The organism is Bremerella sp. TYQ1 (genome assembly GCF_020150455.1).
GTDB classification, from domain to species: Bacteria; Planctomycetota; Planctomycetia; order Pirellulales; family Pirellulaceae; genus Bremerella; species Bremerella volcania_A.
Map to the genome: position 1 here is coordinate 3055841 of NZ_CP083740.1, position 19926 is coordinate 3075766.

A 19926-nucleotide genomic window follows, 5' to 3' on the forward strand; every position below is an offset into this window, starting at 1 on the left:
TCGCCCGAACTAGGCCTAGTTTATCAATGGCTGGAGATGCCACAAACATCGATTTGGTGGGCTAAGAGGCCAGAATGACCGTCGTAGAAAAATTCTTCCAAGAAAGAACATCGGCCGACGGACTAAGTCCGTCGGCCGAACATTCATTTCCCCCCCGGGATTTAATTCGACGCACTTACGTGCGATTGCATTTAAGCAAGTCCGCTGCTGAGCGGAGTTTATCGAAGCGTTGATTGCCTCGACGCTAAGAGTTATCGGCAACCTGGGACGCCGTATTGAAGCTCTTTTGGGGCGAATCTCGAAAAATCCATTGCATTGCCGCAAGCCTCCATTCCTTCCCAAACTAACACCGTTCCAAATTGGCTTGAAATTTTGCCTGATTAGTTAGGGGTCGAAATGTCGATTCTAACGATTAACGAGAGTTTCCCTTTTGTTCCGCCCCCTTCCCCGGGATGTGCGGTGCCATCGAAAAGGAGTTCGATTGTGCAACAGACGGACGCCCCCAAGATTTCCCAATCCATTGCCGCGAAGCTGGGTTGGCCCCTTTTAATCGGCTCGGCGCTGACGGTATTGTTCTACGGAGCGATACACTTTGGCCTGGTCCCCAACCACCCGCTGCTTCGCTATGTCACGGCCCATCCGGTCGAATATGCGGAAGTTGCCATGTTCATGGTCGGTGTCGCAGCATTGTTGCTGAAAGCTGGTCAGCTGGTCGGTGAGTTCCGCTCGCTCCATCATGTCGACTTGCCTCCCCAGGATGGCAATCGAGCCAAGATCGAACAGGCCCCGTCGCTTCTCGATTCCCTATATCAGCTACCGGAATCGTTTCATCCGACACTTTTGTTCCAGCGGCTTTCCAAAGGTTTGCAGCATGTTCATGCCAGCCAGACCGCCTCGAACCTGCAGGACGAACTGAAATACCTGGCCGATATCGACCAAGAGAAATGCGAACACGACTACTCGATGGTTCGCATCGTTATCTGGGCAACGCCTATGCTCGGCTTTTTGGGTACCGTCATTGGGATCACGCTTGCACTGGGTAATCTTTCACCGGAAGCGTTGGTCAACGAACCTAAAGTTGCCATGGAAAGCTTGCTGCAAGGATTGAGTGTGGCGTTCGATACGACCGCACTCGCATTGACGCTTTCCATTGGATTGATGTTTGCTCAGTTTGTTGTGGGACGCGTCGAATCGGAACTGCTTAACAGTGTCGATGCCATCGCCGCCGACGAGCTGACCGCTCGCTTCGAGACCGAAGGCAGCGCGACTGATCCGAGCGTCTTGGCCGTGAAAAAGATGGCCGAGCGTACCATTCAAACGACGCAAGACCTGGTCGTTCGCCAAACGGAACTGTGGCGAGACACGGTCTCCTCAGCGCATCAGCATTGGCAACGCCTGATCACATCCAGTAGCGAACAGATGGAAACAGCATTGCACAATGCCCTGTCTGAATCGTTGAAGACGCATGCCGAAGCGTTCGCTTCTGCCCAGCAGCACTCGATTCAGCGTTCAGCCGAACAGCTCAACGGTATTGTCGACGCGTTGTATCAAGTCAGTTCTTCGATCCACAATCAGCATGAACAGCTGACCGAACAGGGAACGATTTTGCTGAAAGTCGTCGAAGCGACCGGCGAAGTGGCGAGTCTCGAAGAATCGCTCAATCGCAATCTGGAAACGTTGGCCGGCAAGCAGCACTTTGAGGAAACAGTTCAAAGCCTCGCCGCAACGATTCACCTGCTTAATTCTCGCATGACTGGAAGCGGCCACGCTTCGGTCCAACTCGATCGCAAGGACAAAGGTCAAGCCGCGTGAGTCGACGTCGTTCAGCACGACATACGGTCGAGATCTCGCTGTTCCCCTTCCTCGCCGTGTTGATCTGTACCATGGGCGCACTAATCGTGCTGTTTGTGGTGATGGTTCTTCAAGCACGTACGGAAGCGGTTGCGGTCGACCTGCCACCTCTCTCGGTCCCGGCACCTGCCGAAGTGGAACCTGTTGCTCCGGCACCAGAACCACCGCCGCAGGAAGACTACACCGAGCAGATGGAAGAGCTCAAACAGCTGCGAGAGAAACGTCTCAAGCAGTTGGAGGATGCTCGTTTGCAATTGGCTGGCCTGGAAGACCATAGCCGCCGTTTGACTGACAAAATTCGCAAGCTTCGCGCAGACATTGCAGTGCTTGAAGGAGAAACCGACAACGTCACCGGCAGCGCCGACGACTTCGAGACGCAGAAGAAACGCCTCGACGCAGAGATTGCCCAAGCACAAGCGGAACTCGAGCAAGTTCGCAAAGAGATCGAAGGACGCAAGCCCGCCTACGCGCTGGTTCCTTACGATGGCCAAAGTGGCACGCGACGCCAGCCAATTTACATTGAATGCACGGCCGACCGCGTTATCATTCAGCCGGAAGGTATCGGCCTTTCAGGAAACGATTTCCAAGAGCCTCTCGGCCCCGGCAACCCACTCGCAGCATCACTACGCACCATTCGCGAATACCGTCAATCGCAAGGCATTCCAGGCCAAGGAAATCCTTACCCGTTGCTGGTGGTTCGTCCTGGAGGTGCAGAGTCGTATGCCGCGGCGCGAGAAGCGCTTAATGGCTGGGACGACGAGTTCGGCTATGAATTGGTCGACGAAGACACCAAGCTTGCCTATCCACCGGCCGATCGCTTTCTGGCCAAACAGCTGATTGAAACGGTCGAACTTGCTCGACGTCGCAAGATCGCGTTGATCATGGCAGCACCGAAGAAGTATGGTCGACTGGAAGATCAGCATCTTGCCGCGACACGTAACGGGGGCTTCCAGCCGGTAGGTGGCGGTGGCAACGGCGACGAAGAATTCCTCGCCAACCGATTCGTTGACGGAGGCCATGGCACCAGCAACATGCCAGCGGAAACGTACGGCGGGTCAGGCCAACTGGGCGGCGGAGAAGCAACCAACATGCTTGAGCAAAGCCAGCAGCGACGCGGTGAACAAACGTCCGGCCCAGGCTTTTACTCTGGCCAGGCTCCACCTGAACAACAGTCAGCCGATGGCCAACGTGGTTCTCCTTATGCTCAACAAGCCGGCCCGAACCAACCGAATGCTTCCGGCGGCCAAGGCGGAAGTCGCTCGTCTGCGACGCCCCTGGCAGCCAAGCGTGGCAGTAACTGGGCACTTCCCGGCGCCGGACCCAAGAACACGGCAATTACTCGCCCCGTAACACTCGTTGTCAGCGGCACCCAAATGACTCTCGTGCAAGAGCGAGGCGTCTTGGGACCAGCGGAGACGGTCCCTGTCGATGGCAACATGGAAGCGGCCGCCGATAAACTGGTTCGCTTGATTCATACTCGGATCGACAGCTGGGGGATGGCAGGCCGCAACTTCTACTGGAAGCCAATCCTGCAGATCACCGTCGAGCAAGGTGGCGATCCAGTCGTTCAGCAATTGGAAACGCTTCTTTACGGATCTGGTATCGAGGTGAATCGCAAGTGAGACGCCCCGCGAAAAAAACAAGTGGCGACAATAACGCCCCTTCGCTCGATTCGTTTCTCGACGTGGTCACCAACCTGGTCGGCATTCTGATCATCTTGATTATGGTGGTCGGAATCACGGCGCGAGATGCCATCGTTGATGCGGCCCTTGGTGAAACCGAACCGACAAAGCCGCCAGCACTGTCGATTCCAGCTCCTGTCGAACCAGAAGTAGAAGAACCTTCGCCGCCACAGCCGAAGGGACCGACACTGGAAGAACTGAACAGCATGGCCCAGAGTGTCGCGGCCATTCAGCAAGACATCATGCAAGTACAAGAGCAATCCAAACTAGCGTTCGAGGAACGCAACCAGTTGCAGCTCTTTCTGACGTCTGCAGAAACGACTTTGAATCAAAAGCAGGAAGAGCTTTCGGCGACCAAACAGCAGGAAGTTACCGAGCAGCGCGAGCTATTGCAAACGACGCAGCAGTTGGAGCAACTTTACGATCAAATCGAAAGCCTGCGTGACTATCGCCCGGAAGTGAAAGAACTGGCACATTACCCAACGCCACTCGCGAAAACTGTGTTCGGCAAGGAAGAGCACTTTCGCTTGAAGCATGGGCGGATTTCGTACGTGCCGATGGAACGTCTCGTCGAAGCGATGAAGAACGATGCTCGTAACCACCTCGATCGGGCTCGACGCGAAGGCAAAGTAGTCACTCGCATCGGTCCCATGAACGGTTATGTGATGGAGTACACTCTCGTTAGCCGCTCGTACGAAATGGAAACTTCACTTGGGACGGCAACGCGTGGGGGCGTCGAACTGCAGAACTTCACGCTCGAGTCCGAGATGCCAGAGCTAGGATATCCTGTCAACGAAGCCCTTCAGCCTGGTTCCAGATTTCGTGAAATCATTGCTTCGCTCGATCCGAGCCGGACGACGATCACCATCTGGACTTACCCTGACAGCTTTGAAGACTTCCGAACCGTCCGCGACGATTTATATGAGATTGGTTTCACAACCGCTGCGCGACCACTTCCAGCCGACTACCCCATCGGCGGCAGCCCCCAAGGCTCTCGCTCATCTTCGCAGTAGCCCCAGCCTGACCTGTTCGGTGTGATCCTTTACAATAAGGTCTTTGTTTTGCGACCTTATTTCATCTCGAGCGTATGACTCCGAACACGCAGCAGCTTCGCGACTGGGACAAGCACTTCGTTTGGCATGCCTTCACCCAAATGGCCTGCTACGATCCGTTGATCATTGAATCGGCCGAAGGTTGCGAGCTGATCGATACCGAAGGCCGTCGTCTGATCGATGGCGTCAGCAGCATGTGGTGCAACGTGCATGGACATCGTCATCCGGTGATCGACGCCGCCGTGCAAGAACAGCTTGGCAAAGTGGCCCATGTGACTAATCTTGGGTGCTCGAATAGTACCACCATTCGCTTAGCGAAACGGCTGGCCGAGATCACCCCAGGCAATCTCGACCATACGTTCTTCTGTAGCGATGGTGCTTCCGCTCTGGAAGTCGCCATCAAGCTGGCGTTTCAGTATTGGCATCAATGCGGTGAACCTCAGCCACAGAAAACTTCGTACATCGGTTTCGAGGATGCCTACCATGGCGATACGATCGGCACGATCAGTGTTGGCGGTGTCGATCGATTCAATGCGGTCTTCAAACCATTGATGTTTCCAGTCCATCGTTTGCCGATTCCTGACCGACGCACGCCTGATCGTGAAACCAGCTGCGAGCACCACCTGCGCACCTTGGAAGAAACACTCGCCAAGCATCACGAGACGATCGCCGCTGTGGTGATCGAGCCCCTTGTCCTCGGTGCAGCGGGAATGATCATGCAGCCAGCAGGCTACTTACGTGGGGTTAGTGAGCTGACGAAGAAGTATAACGTGCTAATGATCGCCGATGAGGTCGCCGTCGGTTTGGGACGCACAGGCACCATGTTCGGTTGTCAGCAAGAAGACGTCGTTCCTGATATCTTGTGCCTCGGCAAGGGACTTACCGGAGGTTATTTGCCCATGAGCGCGGCGATCGCGACTACGGAGATTTGGGACGCTTATCTTGGTGAGTATTCTGAAGCGAAACAGCTCTGTCACGGGCACACGTTCGGCGGGAACCCACTTAGTGCTGCAACCGCATTGGCCACTCTCGATGTCTTCGAGCAAGAGCATACCCTGGAAAAACTGCCGGCTAAGATCGAACGAATTGGCCACCACCTGGCGCAACTGGCCAAACATCCTCATGTGGGAGACGTCCGTCAGAATGGAATGATCGCCGCTGTCGAGTTAGTGAAGGATCGCACGACCGGCGAGCATTTCCCCTGGGCAGAACGCCACGGCCACCAGGTTTGTCAGTTTGCCCTTGATCATGGACTTTGGATTCGCCCGCTTGGGGACGTACTCGTGATCATGCCGCCGCTTGCCGTATCGTTAGAGCAAATCGATACGATTTGCGAAGTGATCGCTCGTGGAATCGATCATGTCACTCTCAACAAGGCTTCGACTAAATGAACGACTTTCGTTACTTGTTGATCCAAATCCGTGACGCTGACGATCCCATTCGTCTGCAAGAGATCGAGTGCTTCTCAGACGCGTTGGGATGCTCGTCGGACGCGATTGCGGTTTTCGATCTCTTGTCGACTTCGCTTCAAACGTCGCACTTAGCAGAAGTCGACATGGTGATGATCGGGGGCTCTGGTCGGTATAGTGTGACCAGCAATGCCCCATGGCTACACAAAGCGATGGATAGCTTGAAGCTGCTTCTAGAAAGCGGCAAACCAACATTCGCATCCTGCTGGGGCTTTCAAGCGTTGGCCCGCGCAGCTGGAGGAAAAGTGATCCATGATCTTGAGCACGCGGAACTAGGCACAAACGACGTTTCTCTCACGGATGCGGGACTTATCGATCCCATTTTCTCGCATCTTCCTGAAACATTCCCTGCCTATATGGGGCATGAAGATCGCGTGATTGAACTTCCGCCTGAAACAACCCTTCTCGCCACGAACGACACCGTCGCCCAACAGGCATTTCGATTTGACGGGCGACCGATATACTGCACGCAGTTCCACCCAGAACTAACACTGCCGATGCTCTTGAGCCGCATCGAGGCCTACCCCGAGTATTGCGAGCGAATCGCGAAGATTCCATTTGATGTCTTCCGTCGCCGATGCAAAGCGGCCCCTCAATGCGAAACGCTGCTGCGACTTTTTCGCGATCACTTTCTGAGCTAAACGTATCCAACTCGCTCCCCCTGGTGGGTTAAATCAAGCGATACCAACTCTCTGACGCTCAAATCACGCTTCCGCAGAATCGTTACAACCGTTGTCATTGGATGACGATGACTACGGCATGCCTCATCCAATGGCCGTAATCGTGCGCCGGCGTTCTTAACGACCTAAGCTTTGGCTCAGACCGGAAATAAGTGCACCACCGGTCGAGCATGGTACGAGTCGAAAGTTAGCTATGAGTCGAGAAACCAGGCAGGCCCAGGAAGATTCGGACGCGACGGGCGTAGCTCCGCGAAAAGGCCGATCCCTTCTACCCATCATCGTCCTTGTATGGGCGAGCATGATCGGGAGCAGCTTTGCCGCCATGCTGTATTATCACAACACGCCAGGACATCGAAACGACGATGCGAGTGTTTGGCCTCTTAATACGGCCATTAAGCTCGATACGAATCGCCCGAACCTTTTGGTATTCGTCCATCCGAAATGTCCCTGTTCGAGCGCTACGTTGAACGAACTTGCACGAATTCAAACTACGTGCGGTTCAAAAATCTCAACGCACATCATTATCTATCACCCTGACGAAGAGGCCTGGGACAACACCCGAATCATTCGCCAGGCTCTCGAGATCCCGAACGTTCGCATCTTCAACGATTCCGAAGGTCATCTTTCCGAATCGTTTGGAGCGATGACTTCAGGGCATACGTTCCTTTATGCTCCAGACGGACGCCGAATTTTTAGCGGCGGCATCACCATGGCTCGGGGACACGAAGGAGACAACTTGGGGCGATCTTCCATCGTCCAATACATCCTTGACGGAAAATCGATCTGCGATTCGACCAATATTTATGGTTGCTCTATCTTGAACGATGCAGCATCGCTAGACGTTTCCTCCGGAGGTATGAGTCGTGCCTCTGAGTGAAGACCGGCCCATTAACGATCGCGCTCGCGAATTGCTGGAAGAGCATCGCGATGCCATATATCGGCGAACCGATCACATGTTCGCCGTGCTTATGTTCCTGCAATGGCTTGCAGGAATTGCGATTGCGCTATGGGTGTCTCCTTACTCTTGGGCCGGGCGAACTCAGTATGTTCATCCACACTTGTGGTCTGCCCTGTTTCTCGGCGGACTGATTTGCAGCCTTCCGATCTTGCTTGCCAACTATTTGCCTGGCCGGGCTATCACTCGCCAGACAATCGCCGTTGGTCAGGCCCTCGCTTCGGCCCTTCTGATTCACCTCATGGGTGGACGCCTCGAAGCGCATTTCCATGTGTTTGGATCTCTTGCGTTTCTCGCGTTTTATCGAGACTGGAAAGTTCTCGTGACTGCCTCGGCAGTCGTCGCGGCAGACCATCTCTTGCGGGGAATGCTATGGCCGGAATCGATATATGCCGTTTCTATTTTCGGTTGGCAACGCTCTTTGGAGCATATCGGCTGGGTCGTGTTCGAAGATATCTTCCTGATCTATTCGACTTGGGTCAGTTGCCGTGAAATGACCGTCATCGCCAACCGGCGAGCCGAAATGGAAAAGATGCAAGCGGAAGTCGAACGGGAAGTGACCGATCGTACCCGCGAGATCGAACTTCAGCGTCTTGTGCTGCAGGAATCGCACGAACGCCTAGAGCGTCAGACGGATGAACTTCGCAAAGCTATCGAAGCGAGCGAAGGAGCCAACCGTGCAAAGAGTGCGTTCCTGGCGAATATGAGCCACGAAATCCGAACGCCACTGACTGCAATTCTTGGTTTTGCGGACGTGCTTTTGGAAACAGGTGACATTTACAAAGCTCCTGTGGAACGTGTCGAGGCGATTGAAACCATTCGCCGAAACGGTTCGCACCTGATCGCGCTGATCAACGATTTACTCGATCTTTCGAAGATTGAAGCAGGCAAATTCCAAGTCGAAAACCTACCCTGCTCGCTGCATCGCCTGATTGCCGATCTTCGACAATTAATGCAAGTCCGAGCGGAAGAGAAGAAGCTGACCATCAACATTAAATACGATGGTCCGATTCCTGAGATGATTTTGACCGATCCGACACGTTTGCGTCAGATCTTGATGAATCTGCTGAGCAACTCGATCAAATTCACGCACGAGGGATCGCTTAATTTGACCGTTTCGCTAGTGGGTAAAGCACCGGATCGAAAGATACAAATAGACGTTCGCGATACCGGAATTGGTATCTCTGACGAGATGCGCGACAAATTATTCCAACCGTTCACTCAAGGGGATGGTTCGATGTCGCGGCGTTTCGGAGGCACCGGCCTTGGATTGACGATCAGCAAACGCTTCGCCGAACTACTGGGCGGAGATTTGTTTATCTTAGAAACATCGCACCTCGGTACAACATTCCGGCTGCAAGTCGATCCTGGTCCGCTGCACAATGTTGAGTTTCAAGAACCGGAAGCGGTCGCACCGGCCGAAGACATCAAACCAGCCAAGACCACCAACGCGAAAGATGTGTTGAACGGTTTAAAGATCTTGCTGGTGGAAGATGGCCCTGACAATCAGCGATTGATTTCTTTCCTGCTGAAGAAGGCAGGTGCATCCGTCGATATGTCAGAAAACGGCGAGCTCGGCTACCGAAAGGCCATGGACGCAACCGCCCAGGGCGAACCATTCGATGTCATACTGATGGACATGCAAATGCCAATCATGGATGGTTACACGGCAGCGTCCAAGCTACGAGCCGATGGCTATGAAGGTCCAATTATCGCGTTAACGGCTCATGCGATGGCCGAGGATCGCAATCGCTGTATCGAAGCTGGTTGCACCGACTATTCGACTAAGCCAGTCGATCGCGCCAAGCTGATCGAATTGATTCGCTTTCACTCCGAATCGGCTTCGGTCTAAGCGGAACGGCGGCGACGCTCTAAGATGTAAGCCACCGGCAAGCCGAACAAGATGGTTAACAAGCTCAGCGTCGTTGTCGGCAAACCTTCTCCATCTTGGATCCCCTGCCAATCTTGCATGAGCCCTGAGAGCACGATCCATCCCATTAACGCCAAGTAGAGAAGCGGCGGCAGAGGAAACAGCGGCAATCGATAGGGATGCGGTAGATCTTCTCGGTTTCGTAGCGGAAAGATGCTCGCGACTACCAAGCCAGAAATGACCGCCAAACCGATGGCTGTGTAATTCAGGATGTCGAGAAACGGCCCTGACCAAACCATGCCAATGGCGACCAACCCTTGCACAACAATTGCCGCAATCGGTGTCTGCCGACGCTCATGTAAACGTGCAGCAAATCTTGGAAAGACGCCATCGTTCGCCATGGCAAACGCGATGCGCGGCCCCGACAACATATAGGCACTCACCGAAGCCAGCATCCCTAATCCAAGCAGTACCGAGACAACATCGCCGACTTGGTTTCCAAACATTTGTTTCGCAGCCAACTGGGCCACAGGAATCACTTCCGGAATACTTCGCTGCGTCATTTCCTGTGGATCAAGTGCGAAGATATACGTCAGATTTACCAGCAGGTACAAGCCCATCACCGACAGACATCCGGCGATTAAACTTCGTGGCAACAAACGCTCTGGATCGCGGACTTCACCAGCGACATAGGCTGCGGCATTCCAGCCTGTGTATGCATAGCTGACGTAAATCAAACCGATGCCCAGCGTGAAAAACTCGTTGGAATCAGGAACATGACTCGCCGCAAAATGTCCCCAATCTCCTTCGCCGAACAAGAGCCCGATAACAACGAGACCTACAAGCAGAGTGATCTTAACCAGTGTCGAGAGAACCTGAATTCCGCTACTCTCGCGATGCCCCAAACAGTGCGTCACCATTAAGACAACCACAAAAGCGGTTGCCAACAAAGGCTCGAGGTAAGCCTCGGCGGGACCAACACTGATGACCTGCGAAACGGGTATCGAGAGGTAATTGGCAGATAATCTCGCTACGACAGCGGTCGGTGCGGCGAACCCTAAAACGAACGTGGCCCAGCCGACGACGATACCTGCTTCACGTCCATAAGCTTCACGCACAAACAGATAATCGCTGCCTGCTTTGGGCAGCATGGTGGCAAGTTCCGCGATCGTTACGGTTCCGCACAATGCCAAGATACCGCCGAGCGTCCAGATCATCATCAAGCCAGCCGGATTGGCTGTATCATGCAACGTGAATCCAGACGAAGTCAAAATGCCGGCCCCGACCATACTGGCGACGACTAAGAAGTAGGCGGCCCAGAAACCGAATCGCCTCGGCTGATGTTCGACGTTGGAAGTTTCGTCTTTAGGACCAGGCGACTGCTCTACCACTTGATCGTCACTTCGTCGTTGACTTTCAGCCCCAGAAACTTCGCAGCACTATCACCAATGAGGGACAGTTCCAAGCAGCCACTTTTTCCCAGAATCGCGACGTAGGTCATTTCTGGTTGGTCGTGATCCAGCGGATAGACTCCCAGCGTCGTATGTCCGCCGCACTCGATCGACGTCCGGTCATCTTGCGGGACATCGGCCAATTGTTCGTGAGCCAAGTCGGTAATGGCGTCTCCCGTTTCCGAGATGGATACGACTTTTCCGGAGATGCGACTCGGCACGTTGGCATATTCCTGAAATGGTGAGGAGGAGGAATCTTGCGAGCGATTCTAGCTATCTTCACCCATTTCGCCAAGCATCTTGCGATCGTTAAGGGCGGATAACCACCCAATCGCCTTATTCATGCACGATCTTAACGGGCGTACCTGGAGCAAAACCATACTTTTGGGCGGCGTTGCCCTGCACGACAGCCAACTCTAATTGGCCAGACGAACCGACCAGCGCTACCAACGATCCAGGCTCACGCTCTCCATAAGTCTTGATCAATCCATCTACGTGAAACAAGTCCGACCCGATGTGAATTCGATTGGCTTCCCACTGATCTGGAATGTCCTCAGCGAAAATGTTGGTCACGCTGTTACCAAAGGAATCGGCGTAAACGAAGTGCCCATGAATCTCATTGCCCATCCTTTTAGCAAGGACTTTTTCCTTCGCTTCTTTCGCAACAAGCGGGCTATCCCGCAAGTCGCCTAAGCTGTCGATGGGAATGCCTCGAATCAAATGGGCAGCAATGGGGGCCATGATGTCTCGGCCATGAAACGTGCTGGAACGCTTCGGGCCAAAGTAGACCTCATTATTGAGTTCCACAACGGCCGACACGTGATAGCGCGAAGCGATGACATCGAACAGTCCGTTGTCGGGACCTATCACCGCTTGGCCGTGGATAATCGCAGCGAGAATTTTCCGTTCGGTACCAACGCCTGGATCGACGACGCAAACATGTACCGTCCCTTCCGGAAACGCTTCCAAAGCTCGCAGCAGCGTCCAGCTTGCCTGGGCAACGTTTTGCGGTGGAATCGCATGCGTGACATCGACCAGCATTGCCTCTCTGGCAATTTGGTACGCGGCAACTTTCATCTCGGCGACATAAAAAGAGTCGGTCTGAAAGTCGGTAGTGAAAGCGATGATTCCACTGGGAGTGAACATATCCGAAGCTGCTACAATGATGTTCCAGCGTCACGAGTTGCGTTGTCGTTACTAAATCTATTGTAACGAACGACAAACGTTTCTCCCAACGAAGACCAGCTTCGATGCCTGAGACCAATCCATTTGAATCGCCCAAGGCCGAGATACTCATGGCAGAGAGCGGCCGTGGAGACGCGACGATCCGCATTAGGCGGCAATGGCAATACCAGGATTTCGTGCGGAGGTACTTAATTACCGTCAACAATGTCCCACGCGAAAAAATCGCTGTGAATCAGACGATTCTCATCCCGGTGGAAGCGGGTACCGTATCGATCGTTGCGAGTATCGACTGGGCGAAGACGGCTCCGATGTATTTGGAAATCCAGGCAGGCGAGATCATCGACATTGAAGTCAGCGGTCGGCTGAAAGGCTGGAGACTGCTGTTTGCGGGCTACGCCTCTCTTTTTACACCGCATCAATGGCTAGAACTAAAACGCCTATGATTGGATGTGCTCGAACGTCTACATATCCTTGACCAACTCAATGCACTTTGCTCGGAAGGTGCCGGGGTCAATGTTGGGGTTCTTCTTTTTGGCCTGACCGATGAGGGCTCCGACCGCTTTCTGCACGCCGTTCTTAAGATCTTCAACCGCTTTGGGATTGGCTTCCAGGATCTCTTTCGCCAGGTTGTCGATCTCGGAATCGTCGACTTTCTCGATGCCCATTTCTTTCATGATGGCCTGGGCGTCTTTGTCGCTATCGAGCATCTGCGTAAAGACATCCTTGGCCCGAGTCGTATCGATCTCTTTATTCATGATTGCCTTGAGCAAACCGGCCAAACGTTCCACCGAGATGGGGAACTGATCGAACTCGATGTCGCGTTCCTTAAGTACCCGCAGTACGTCCTGCTGTACCCAGTTGCTGGACATCTTGGCGTCGCCGGTCTTGAGGGCTAACTCCTCGTAATATTTCACGGCGACGATGCCTTGATTGACGATCACGTCAGCATCGTAGGCAGGAATCCCGTAGCCGTCGTGCAAACGTTCGCGGATCGCCATTGGCAATTCACACAGCGACTGTTGAACCGCTTCGACTTCTTCGGCCGTCGTGGTGACGGGAGCCAAGTCGGGGCACGGGAAGTAACGGTAATCGCTGGAGTCTTCTTTTTCCCGCTGTGGACGTGTGACTTGGGCAGCGTCGTCCCAACCGCGTGTTGTTTTGGGAGCGTCTTTGATCGTCTTCCCAGTTTCCTGCCATTCGTCGTACTGACGCGTTGCCTCATAGGCAATCGCACGTTCGACGGCGCGGAAGCTGTTCATGTTTTTGATTTCGACGATCGGCGTGGCGATTTTCTTAGGATCGTCCGACTTGATGTGCAAATTCACATTTGCATCAACACGCAAGCTTCCCTCTTGCATGTTGCAGTCGGATACACCGAGGTACGTGAGAATCAGCTTGAGCTCGTTAAGATATGCCTTCGCTTCCAGCGGCGAGTTCATTTCAGGCTGGCTGACGATCTCTAGCAGCGGCGTTCCGGTACGGTTCAAGTCGACGCGAGTATCCGCTTTGCCAGCGACTTCATCATGCATCGACTTGCCGGCATCTTCTTCCAAGTGGGCACGAATGATGCCGACCTTCTTGGCTTCAAATTGCTCCTTCGGATCGCTAATCCAAAGATAACCATCTTCCGACATCGGCAGATCAAACTGGCTGATCTGATATCCCTTGGGAAGGTCAGGATAGTAATAGTTTTTGCGGTCCCACTTCGTAAAGCGAGGCACATTCAGATTGAGCGCACACGCAGTCTTCAACCCAAGCTGAAACGCCTCGCGATTCATCACCGGCAAAGAGCCTGGCATACCAAGACATACTGGGCATGTCTGCGTATTGGGTGAAGCCCCAAACTTGGTGCTACAGCGGCAGAAGAGCTTCGTCTTCGTTGCCAACTGCACGTGAACTTCCAACCCAATAATGATTTCGTAAGCGTCGCTCATGACTTTTCCTGGACGTTACTCGTCGTGATCCATCAATTGTTTCGTGATTCGAGCCGTACCGATTTACAGGCTGGGCGTCTTCGCGTGCCAGTCGGTTTCCTTCTGGAACATGTGGGCCGCACGCAGAAGGCGATCTTCTTCTAACGCGGGGGCTTGCATGTGTAGACCGATCGGCAAGCCATCGGCCGTCATCCCACAAGGGACCGAAATAGCGGGGATACCTGCCAGGTTGGCGGTCACCGTGTACAAGTCTTCTAGGTACATCGCCAGCGGATCGTTGGTCTTCGATCCCGCGGCAAACGCTGGATTAGGAGCCGTTGGCCCTACAATGACGTCAACCGCTTTGAACGCTTTGTCGTAGTCTTCGCGAATCAAACGGCGAACCTTCAACGCCTTTAAGTAATAAGCGTCGTAGTAGCCGGCGCTAAGCGTGTAGGTACCGAGCATGATGCGGCGTTTGACTTCCGGACCGAAACCTTCGGCACGGCTTTGGCGATACATGCGAATCAGAGGCGTGTCCATTCGCTTGAGGCCGATCTCGTCCCCTGCTGCCGCGAGGGCTTCTTTCTCTTTCTGCAATGCTTCCAGCATTTCCGATTCGTCGCAACGATGACCGTAGTGAGCACCATCAAAGCGTGCCAGGTTACTCGAAGCTTCGCTCGGAGCGATGATGTAATAGGTGGCGATGCCGTACTTGTTGTGCGGAAGCGAAATGTCGACGACTTTCGCACCGAGCTTTTCGTAAACCTTCACCGCTTCTCGAACTGCCGAGTTGACCTCGCTGTTCAAGCCATCGCCGAAATGCTCTTGAACCAAACCGATTCGCAGCCCTTCCAGCGGCTTATCGACCGACTTGCTAAACAACGGGCACGGCACATTAGCGGATGTCGAATCTTGCGGGTCATGGCCGCTCATCGCTTCAAGAAACAGAGCCGTATCCTCAGCCGTTCGCGCCATCGGGCCAATCTGGTCCAAGCTGCTGGCGAACGCGATCAATCCATAACGACTGACGCGACCATAAGTCGGCTTCAAACCGACTACACCGCAGAACGAAGCAGGCTGGCGAATCGATCCGCCAGTATCGGTACCGATGGAAAGAGGTACCATCTGAGCTGCTAGGCAGGCCGCAGCGCCACCGGATGACCCGCCCGGCACGAGGGCTGTGTTCCAAGGATTTCGGGTCTTTCCAAGAGCGGAGTTTTCGGTCGAGCCACCCATGGCGAACTCATCCATGTTCGTCTTACCGACGATCACCGCGTCCGCTTCTTCCAGTTTCTCGATAACGGTACTGCTGTAGGGCGGCACGAAGTTTTCGAGCATCTTCGATGCACACGTGGTGACTTCCCCTTCCGTGCACAAGAGATCCTTCACCGCGACTGGAACGCCGGCCAGCTTGCCGACTGCTTGACCACTTTTACGTTTTTGATCGACCTCTTCGGCTTTGGCCAATGCCTTGTCGTCCATCACCTTCAGAAAGGCACCGACTTCGCCATCGTGTTGGCGAATACGATCCAAGCAGGCCTTTGTCACCTCGACCGAGGTCACTTCGCCAGATTCAAGCTGAGACAACAACTGGGTGGCGGACGCTTCGTACAAAGCCATCGTGCGTTTTGCCTTTTCTTTCCGTCGGTATTGCGGACATGCCGCGTTTTCCAAAGGTGCCACCGGCTATGCCAGTGCCGCGTAAGCAGTTAAGTCTGCGAACTGCCTATGATGGCGGAATTGGCGGCGGTTGACTAGTCGTCGTAAGAGCAATCAGCCAGAGAAGCAGGAACGATTGCACGCGAGAAGGTGACCGGTTCGATCAGACGCAGCACCAAGGTGCACACCGATATCGAGGGTCATAATGTAATCAGGAGCGAAACCTAGTCGCCCAGCACTGCGGGAACGCGGAAGCATTCGTCGTCCCGCTTCGGAGCATTGGCCAAAGCAGCGTCGCGTGGCAGCGACTCATGGACAGCATCTTCTGCAAAGATGTTATGCTGCTCGACGGCATGAGCCATCGGCTCGACATCGTCCGTATTCACTTCGCTGAGAAGATCGACATAGCTGACGATTTGGCTCATTTGCTCGGTCATCGTCGTCAATTCGTCTTCCGACAAACGCAAACGTGCCAGCAGCGAAACCTTTTCGACTTCTTCCCGGGTCAGCGAGGACATCGAACTTCTCCGTGGTAAGCAACCTATCAGGCCACGTCCCCATGAGTATCAGGGGACGAAATCTTAAACGAACGCACGCCCACTCTATCGCGAGCATCGCTCCTAAAGACTTAGACTAGCGGCCGCGTTCTTCCGAAGGAAGCTTGAAGGGGCGATGACGCACAACCTTCTTGACGTAACCGCTGCGAATGCACTGGGTGCAAACTTTCAGTTTCTTGTGTTCGCCATCGGGCATAACAGCTTTGGCGGTCTGCAGGTTCGGCTTGAACTTGCGACGCGTGATGCCCGTGATTTTGGTACCGACACCGCCCAGGTACTTCGCCTTACCGCGGAGGGTAACCTTATTGCCCATGCTGTGGCCCTTGCCACAAATTTCACACACGTTGGCCATTGCCAGCGACTCCTAGACGGTCGTCAGATGCTTGATACGAAACGGACCAGTTTACCGAGACGGCAGCTAGTCCGCAAGGTGTCGAGAAACGTGGATTTCCCTACTCTGGCATCGGGTACTTGCGGCAAACTTCCAGAATCTCTTCCAGAACCATGCCATTCGTCCCAATCCCATCGCCACTGTAAATGGTCGATTCGCCGGTCCAACTGGTGAACGTTCCGCCAGCTTCTTCCATGATCGGCTGAAGTGCGGCTGCATCCCAGATGCTCATCATCGGGTCAATCATGCAGACAGCACGCCCTGTGGCGACCAGCATGTAGCCATAGCAGTCGCCCCAAGTCCTGGTGACGAAAGACCTTTCTTCAAGCTCTAAGAAGCCCTGAGTAGCATTTCGCTTGTTGAAAGTACTGACCTGAGAAGTCACCATCACGCCGTCGCTCAGCTTAGGCGTCTTGTTGACTTGTGCTCGAACGGGGTCGTGGTGCGGACGTTCGTACCAGGCACCTTGCCCCTCGGCGGCGGAGATCATTTCGTCCAAGCCAGGAATGTAAACCACGCCGAGACGGGATTTGCCATCCTTTTCCACACCGATCATCGTTCCGAAAAGAGGAACCCCAGCGATAAAGGCTTTGGTGCCATCAATTGGGTCGACAATCCAGTTGAATCCGGTCGAACCTTCTTCGCTGCCGAATTCCTCACCAATGATACCGTCGTCCGGAAACTCTTCCTTAAGTCCTTGGCGGATAATCTTTTCCGCGTTTTGGTCGGCCACCGTAACAGGAGATTCGTCTTCCTTCTTTTCAAAAGAAAGATCGGACCGCTGGAAGTGCTCCAGGGTGCTCTTGCCTGCCAATCGGGCCAGCCGTCGGGCTGTTTCCAAACGCTTTTCGAGATCGCTTTGTGAGGTGTTCATGGACATGAGAATAGAACGGTGGCGCAGGAGGAACAAGCCCCCGATACGGCTTCACCGCTCCTTTCCTCAAATGAACATCTTTGTCCGCAACCTAGGCCGATCGTGCTTGCGACGCTTCGTTGGTCGTCGCGCTAGTCAGCACCTCAGAATGAGACGGAGCGACGGCCACTTCGGCGGTTTCTGGCATGCTGGAAGCCTCTGGGCTTTCTGGTGCCAGAACCAATGCAGCAATTTTGATCGATTCAAGCTGCTCTCGAGCGGTCTCTGTCACGTCTTGAAGAGCTTTTTGCAAGTTCTGCTGCGTGTAATCGTCTGGCGTGCAAGGCAACGGCAACTTGGAATCGAGTGGCCCTTCAATTGCCTCGATGACGTCGAGAAGTGAGATCTCGTCCGGAGAACGGATCAACATGTACCCTCCATCGACCCCGCGCGTACTACGAAGTACACCGTGATTTACCAGACTACGAAGAACTTGCAGCAAGAAACGCTCAGGCATTTCTCCCTTAGCGGCGATTTGGCTACAAGGAACAGGAGTGTCGGAATCCGACACGGCAAGTTGCATGGTCGCCTGCAATGCATAAGCGACGGTTCGCGAAAGTTTCATTCCACTGCCCTCTTGATAAATGGAACGATCGAAAATTTTCAACGCACAATGTGGCGCCCCCGATGAAATCGTCTCCGATTCCAAAATGCGCGTCACAAGGGTGCCCGAATCCAACGAACGTGCGCGACACGATTGTGCTGCGAGCTAACCCTTCATCTTTTTCGCGACTATGAAAATTCGACTGACTTCCGCCGTGGAGATGGATCAGGTCAGCTGGCCAAAGACTACGGCAAAACCCAAAACAGATATTTCGCAAACATTGCGACTTACACCCCACATGCGGTAATAAGTGAGCATACACCCAAAACATGGGGGTTTCAACAGAAATCACACAGTTATTGGCTGTTTACAATAGATTTACCGTGACAATCAAACATCAACCCCCTCAAACAAGCCTTCTGGGGAGTCTTAAATGCCACTAGAAGATGCATCCCATGGCTGAAAAGAATGCTCGCAGCTACGGGCTAAAACGCCTATATCTACGGTTTGCGCCGTTAACGCGAGCGCTAACTGGTCGCTTTTAGCTTTCCGAGGCGGTTGAATCGGATGGCTCCTTAGCCGTGGTCGGCTGGGCCATGAAGATGGAATGCCAAAGCATCAGACCTGCCCCACAGACGAGAAGTGCATCAGCAATGTTGAAGTTGGGCCAAACATACTGATCGTTGTAGCGGAACAGAATAAAGTCGCGCACCGCAGGCTGACCCCAGATTCCTAGGCGGTCATATAGATTGCCAAAGATTCCGCCGGTGATCAGGCCAAGGGCAATGGTTAGCGTCAAATCACTCGCCGCTTTGGCGATGAAAAGCCAGTACAAAATCCCGAGAGCTGCAATCACTGAAAAGACTGCGAATACCGGAGTGTACCCTTGCCCCAAGCCAAACAGGGCACCTTCATTTAGCGACGTTTGAAAGCCGATGTAGGGCTCGATGAACCAGAAATATCGGTTCTGACCAGGCATCCCGAGCCAAGCGAAGACGGCATACTTGCTCCAGAGATCAACACCACACCCAACAATAGCCAGGCCAAAAAACCAAACATAGCGGCTTACCGGCACGGTGCTGACGCTATCGCCGGGTTTCATGGTCTCGTTCGCTGGCACAGTCGATACAGTAGTGGGTGAAGGGGATGGCATTGAGGCGCGACTTCTTGATGCGTTGTCCACATTCAACGCACGCACCATACTCGCCTGCTTCAATTCTGGCCAGGGCAGAATCAATCTCACCCAGGGTAACCTGTTCCGCGGCCAAGAGATTAAGCGAGAACTCCTGCTCGTAATTATCCGACCCAATGTCTGCCATATGGATAGGCATTTTTGAGAGATCGCCGGCCGCTTCGCTTCGCGTCCGCTTTAATGCTGAGTCGGCCAGATGATTTGTATCACCCACCATCCTGGCGCGAAGCAATCGCAACTTGTCGTGGTACGGTTTCGCCTCTTCCTTCGAATAGGCTCCTTTTCCGCTGCTCGTTTTTGCCATGGTGTTCCTCGCAATTAGAGAGCCGATCTGCCGTAATTGCCAGTGCAATGGGCAGAATTCTTAGCTTATCGCGAATGCTAGGAAACCGTCAAATTTTATCTTCGGCGATTTACCAGTCGCAGACCGCACCCCCCTTCCAGACAGTCTGATTACCGCAAACAATGCGGGCCTCTCCGTTCTTCCGTCACTTACTCACCTTACTGACATAACTTTCCATCATGGCCACGTTTGCTCTTAACATCTTTTTCCTTCTTC

Annotated in this window: 19 protein-coding genes; 8 read left to right on the forward strand and 11 right to left on the reverse strand. The window is 53.8% G+C overall.

Going from position 1 to position 19926, the window contains the following annotated elements:
* Positions 1–483: 483 nt before the first annotated feature.
* The 7 genes from LA756_RS12150 (at position 484) to LA756_RS12180 (ending at position 9541) form a co-directional block, all read left to right on the forward strand.
* A complete protein-coding gene (locus LA756_RS12150; RefSeq protein WP_224440142.1) occupies positions 484–1812 on the forward strand; it encodes a MotA/TolQ/ExbB proton channel family protein in 1329 nt (442 codons plus the stop codon).
* Positions 1809–3473 (forward strand): hypothetical protein, encoded by a 1665-nt coding sequence (locus LA756_RS12155; protein ID WP_224440143.1) that lies wholly within the window; start codon positions 1809–1811, stop codon positions 3471–3473. Before LA756_RS12150 ends, LA756_RS12155 begins: the two co-directional genes overlap by 4 nt.
* Complete coding sequence (locus LA756_RS12160; protein ID WP_224440144.1) at positions 3470–4546, forward strand: hypothetical protein; 1077 nt, start codon at positions 3470–3472, stop codon at positions 4544–4546. Before LA756_RS12155 ends, LA756_RS12160 begins: the two co-directional genes overlap by 4 nt.
* Positions 4547–4620: 74 nt before the next feature.
* A complete protein-coding gene (gene bioA / locus LA756_RS12165) occupies positions 4621–5976 on the forward strand; it encodes an adenosylmethionine--8-amino-7-oxononanoate transaminase (RefSeq protein WP_224440145.1) in 1356 nt (451 codons plus the stop codon).
* Positions 5973–6695, forward strand: a complete 723-nt coding sequence (locus tag LA756_RS12170; protein WP_224440146.1) for a type 1 glutamine amidotransferase — start codon at positions 5973–5975, stop codon at positions 6693–6695. The genes bioA and LA756_RS12170 overlap by 4 nt, the downstream gene beginning before the upstream one ends.
* A 232-nt stretch (positions 6696–6927) precedes the next feature.
* Complete coding sequence (locus LA756_RS12175) at positions 6928–7611, forward strand: hypothetical protein (protein ID WP_224440147.1); 684 nt, start codon at positions 6928–6930, stop codon at positions 7609–7611.
* A complete protein-coding gene (locus tag LA756_RS12180) occupies positions 7598–9541 on the forward strand; it encodes an ATP-binding protein (RefSeq protein WP_224440148.1) in 1944 nt (647 codons plus the stop codon). The genes LA756_RS12175 and LA756_RS12180 overlap by 14 nt, the downstream gene beginning before the upstream one ends.
* Here the strand turns inward: LA756_RS12180 and LA756_RS12185 are convergent.
* The 3 genes from LA756_RS12185 to LA756_RS12195 form a co-directional block, all read right to left on the reverse strand.
* Entirely contained in the window at positions 9538–10950 is a 1413-nt protein-coding gene (locus LA756_RS12185; protein WP_224440149.1) for an APC family permease, read from the reverse strand. The genes LA756_RS12180 and LA756_RS12185 overlap by 4 nt on opposite strands.
* Positions 10944–11231, reverse strand: a complete 288-nt coding sequence (locus LA756_RS12190) for an SAM hydroxide adenosyltransferase (RefSeq protein WP_224440150.1) — start codon at positions 11229–11231, stop codon at positions 10944–10946. The genes LA756_RS12185 and LA756_RS12190 overlap by 7 nt, the downstream gene beginning before the upstream one ends.
* A gap of 115 nt (positions 11232–11346) precedes the next feature.
* Entirely contained in the window at positions 11347–12156 is an 810-nt protein-coding gene (locus LA756_RS12195; RefSeq protein ID WP_224440151.1) for an S-adenosyl-l-methionine hydroxide adenosyltransferase family protein, read from the reverse strand.
* 104 nt (positions 12157–12260) lie between these two features.
* On the opposite strand from LA756_RS12195, the gene LA756_RS12200 reads away from it, so the two are divergent.
* On the forward strand, positions 12261–12638 hold the full coding sequence (locus LA756_RS12200; RefSeq protein ID WP_224440152.1) for a hypothetical protein: 378 nt from the start codon (positions 12261–12263) through the stop codon (positions 12636–12638).
* An 18-nt stretch (positions 12639–12656) separates the two neighbouring features.
* On the opposite strand, the gene gatB is transcribed toward LA756_RS12200, so the two are convergent.
* From gatB to LA756_RS12240, 8 genes are all read right to left on the reverse strand, one after another.
* On the reverse strand, positions 12657–14129 hold the full coding sequence (gatB, locus tag LA756_RS12205) for an Asp-tRNA(Asn)/Glu-tRNA(Gln) amidotransferase subunit GatB (RefSeq protein WP_224440153.1): 1473 nt from the start codon (positions 14127–14129) through the stop codon (positions 12657–12659).
* Between the two features lie 63 nt (positions 14130–14192).
* A complete protein-coding gene (gene gatA / locus LA756_RS12210) occupies positions 14193–15731 on the reverse strand; it encodes an Asp-tRNA(Asn)/Glu-tRNA(Gln) amidotransferase subunit GatA (protein WP_224440154.1) in 1539 nt (512 codons plus the stop codon).
* A 263-nt stretch (positions 15732–15994) separates the two neighbouring features.
* Entirely contained in the window at positions 15995–16288 is a 294-nt protein-coding gene (gene gatC, locus LA756_RS12215) for an Asp-tRNA(Asn)/Glu-tRNA(Gln) amidotransferase subunit GatC (protein WP_224440155.1), read from the reverse strand.
* Positions 16289–16403: 115 nt separating this feature from the next.
* The gene (gene rpmB, locus LA756_RS12220; RefSeq protein ID WP_105329255.1) at positions 16404–16679 is read right to left on the reverse strand and encodes a 50S ribosomal protein L28; all 276 of its coding nucleotides are present in this window, start codon (positions 16677–16679) and stop codon (positions 16404–16406) included.
* Positions 16680–16779: 100 nt separating this feature from the next.
* On the reverse strand, positions 16780–17598 hold the full coding sequence (hisN, locus tag LA756_RS12225) for a histidinol-phosphatase (protein ID WP_224440156.1): 819 nt from the start codon (positions 17596–17598) through the stop codon (positions 16780–16782).
* A gap of 85 nt (positions 17599–17683) precedes the next feature.
* A complete protein-coding gene (locus LA756_RS12230; RefSeq protein WP_224440157.1) occupies positions 17684–18196 on the reverse strand; it encodes an Rrf2 family transcriptional regulator in 513 nt (170 codons plus the stop codon).
* 520 nt (positions 18197–18716) lie between these two features.
* On the reverse strand, positions 18717–19277 hold the full coding sequence (gene lspA, locus LA756_RS12235; RefSeq protein WP_224440158.1) for a signal peptidase II: 561 nt from the start codon (positions 19275–19277) through the stop codon (positions 18717–18719).
* Positions 19261–19671, reverse strand: coding sequence for a TraR/DksA family transcriptional regulator (locus LA756_RS12240; RefSeq protein ID WP_224440159.1), 411 nt, complete (start codon positions 19669–19671; stop codon positions 19261–19263). The genes lspA and LA756_RS12240 overlap by 17 nt, the downstream gene beginning before the upstream one ends.
* Positions 19672–19926: the final 255 nt, after the last annotated feature.

Coding starts and splice junctions, on each gene's coding strand:
- hisN (WP_224440156.1), bottom strand. CDS start 17,598: ATGTCCATGAACACCTCACAAAGCGATCTCGAAAAGCGTTTGGAAACA.
- LA756_RS12195 (WP_224440151.1), bottom strand. CDS start 12,156: ATGTTCACTCCCAGTGGAATCATCGCTTTCACTACCGACTTTCAGACC.
- LA756_RS12230 (WP_224440157.1), bottom strand. CDS start 18,196: ATGAAACTTTCGCGAACCGTCGCTTATGCATTGCAGGCGACCATGCAA.
- lspA (WP_224440158.1), bottom strand. CDS start 19,277: ATGAAACCCGGCGATAGCGTCAGCACCGTGCCGGTAAGCCGCTATGTT.
- bioA (WP_224440145.1), top strand. CDS start 4,621: ATGACTCCGAACACGCAGCAGCTTCGCGACTGGGACAAGCACTTCGTT.
- gatC (WP_224440155.1), bottom strand. CDS start 16,288: ATGTCCTCGCTGACCCGGGAAGAAGTCGAAAAGGTTTCGCTGCTGGCA.
- gatB (WP_224440153.1), bottom strand. CDS start 14,129: ATGAGCGACGCTTACGAAATCATTATTGGGTTGGAAGTTCACGTGCAG.
- LA756_RS12200 (WP_224440152.1), top strand. CDS start 12,261: ATGCCTGAGACCAATCCATTTGAATCGCCCAAGGCCGAGATACTCATG.
- LA756_RS12175 (WP_224440147.1), top strand. CDS start 6,928: ATGAGTCGAGAAACCAGGCAGGCCCAGGAAGATTCGGACGCGACGGGC.
- LA756_RS12170 (WP_224440146.1), top strand. CDS start 5,973: ATGAACGACTTTCGTTACTTGTTGATCCAAATCCGTGACGCTGACGAT.
- LA756_RS12240 (WP_224440159.1), bottom strand. CDS start 19,671: ATGGCAAAAACGAGCAGCGGAAAAGGAGCCTATTCGAAGGAAGAGGCG.
- rpmB (WP_105329255.1), bottom strand. CDS start 16,679: ATGGCCAACGTGTGTGAAATTTGTGGCAAGGGCCACAGCATGGGCAAT.
- gatA (WP_224440154.1), bottom strand. CDS start 15,731: ATGGCTTTGTACGAAGCGTCCGCCACCCAGTTGTTGTCTCAGCTTGAA.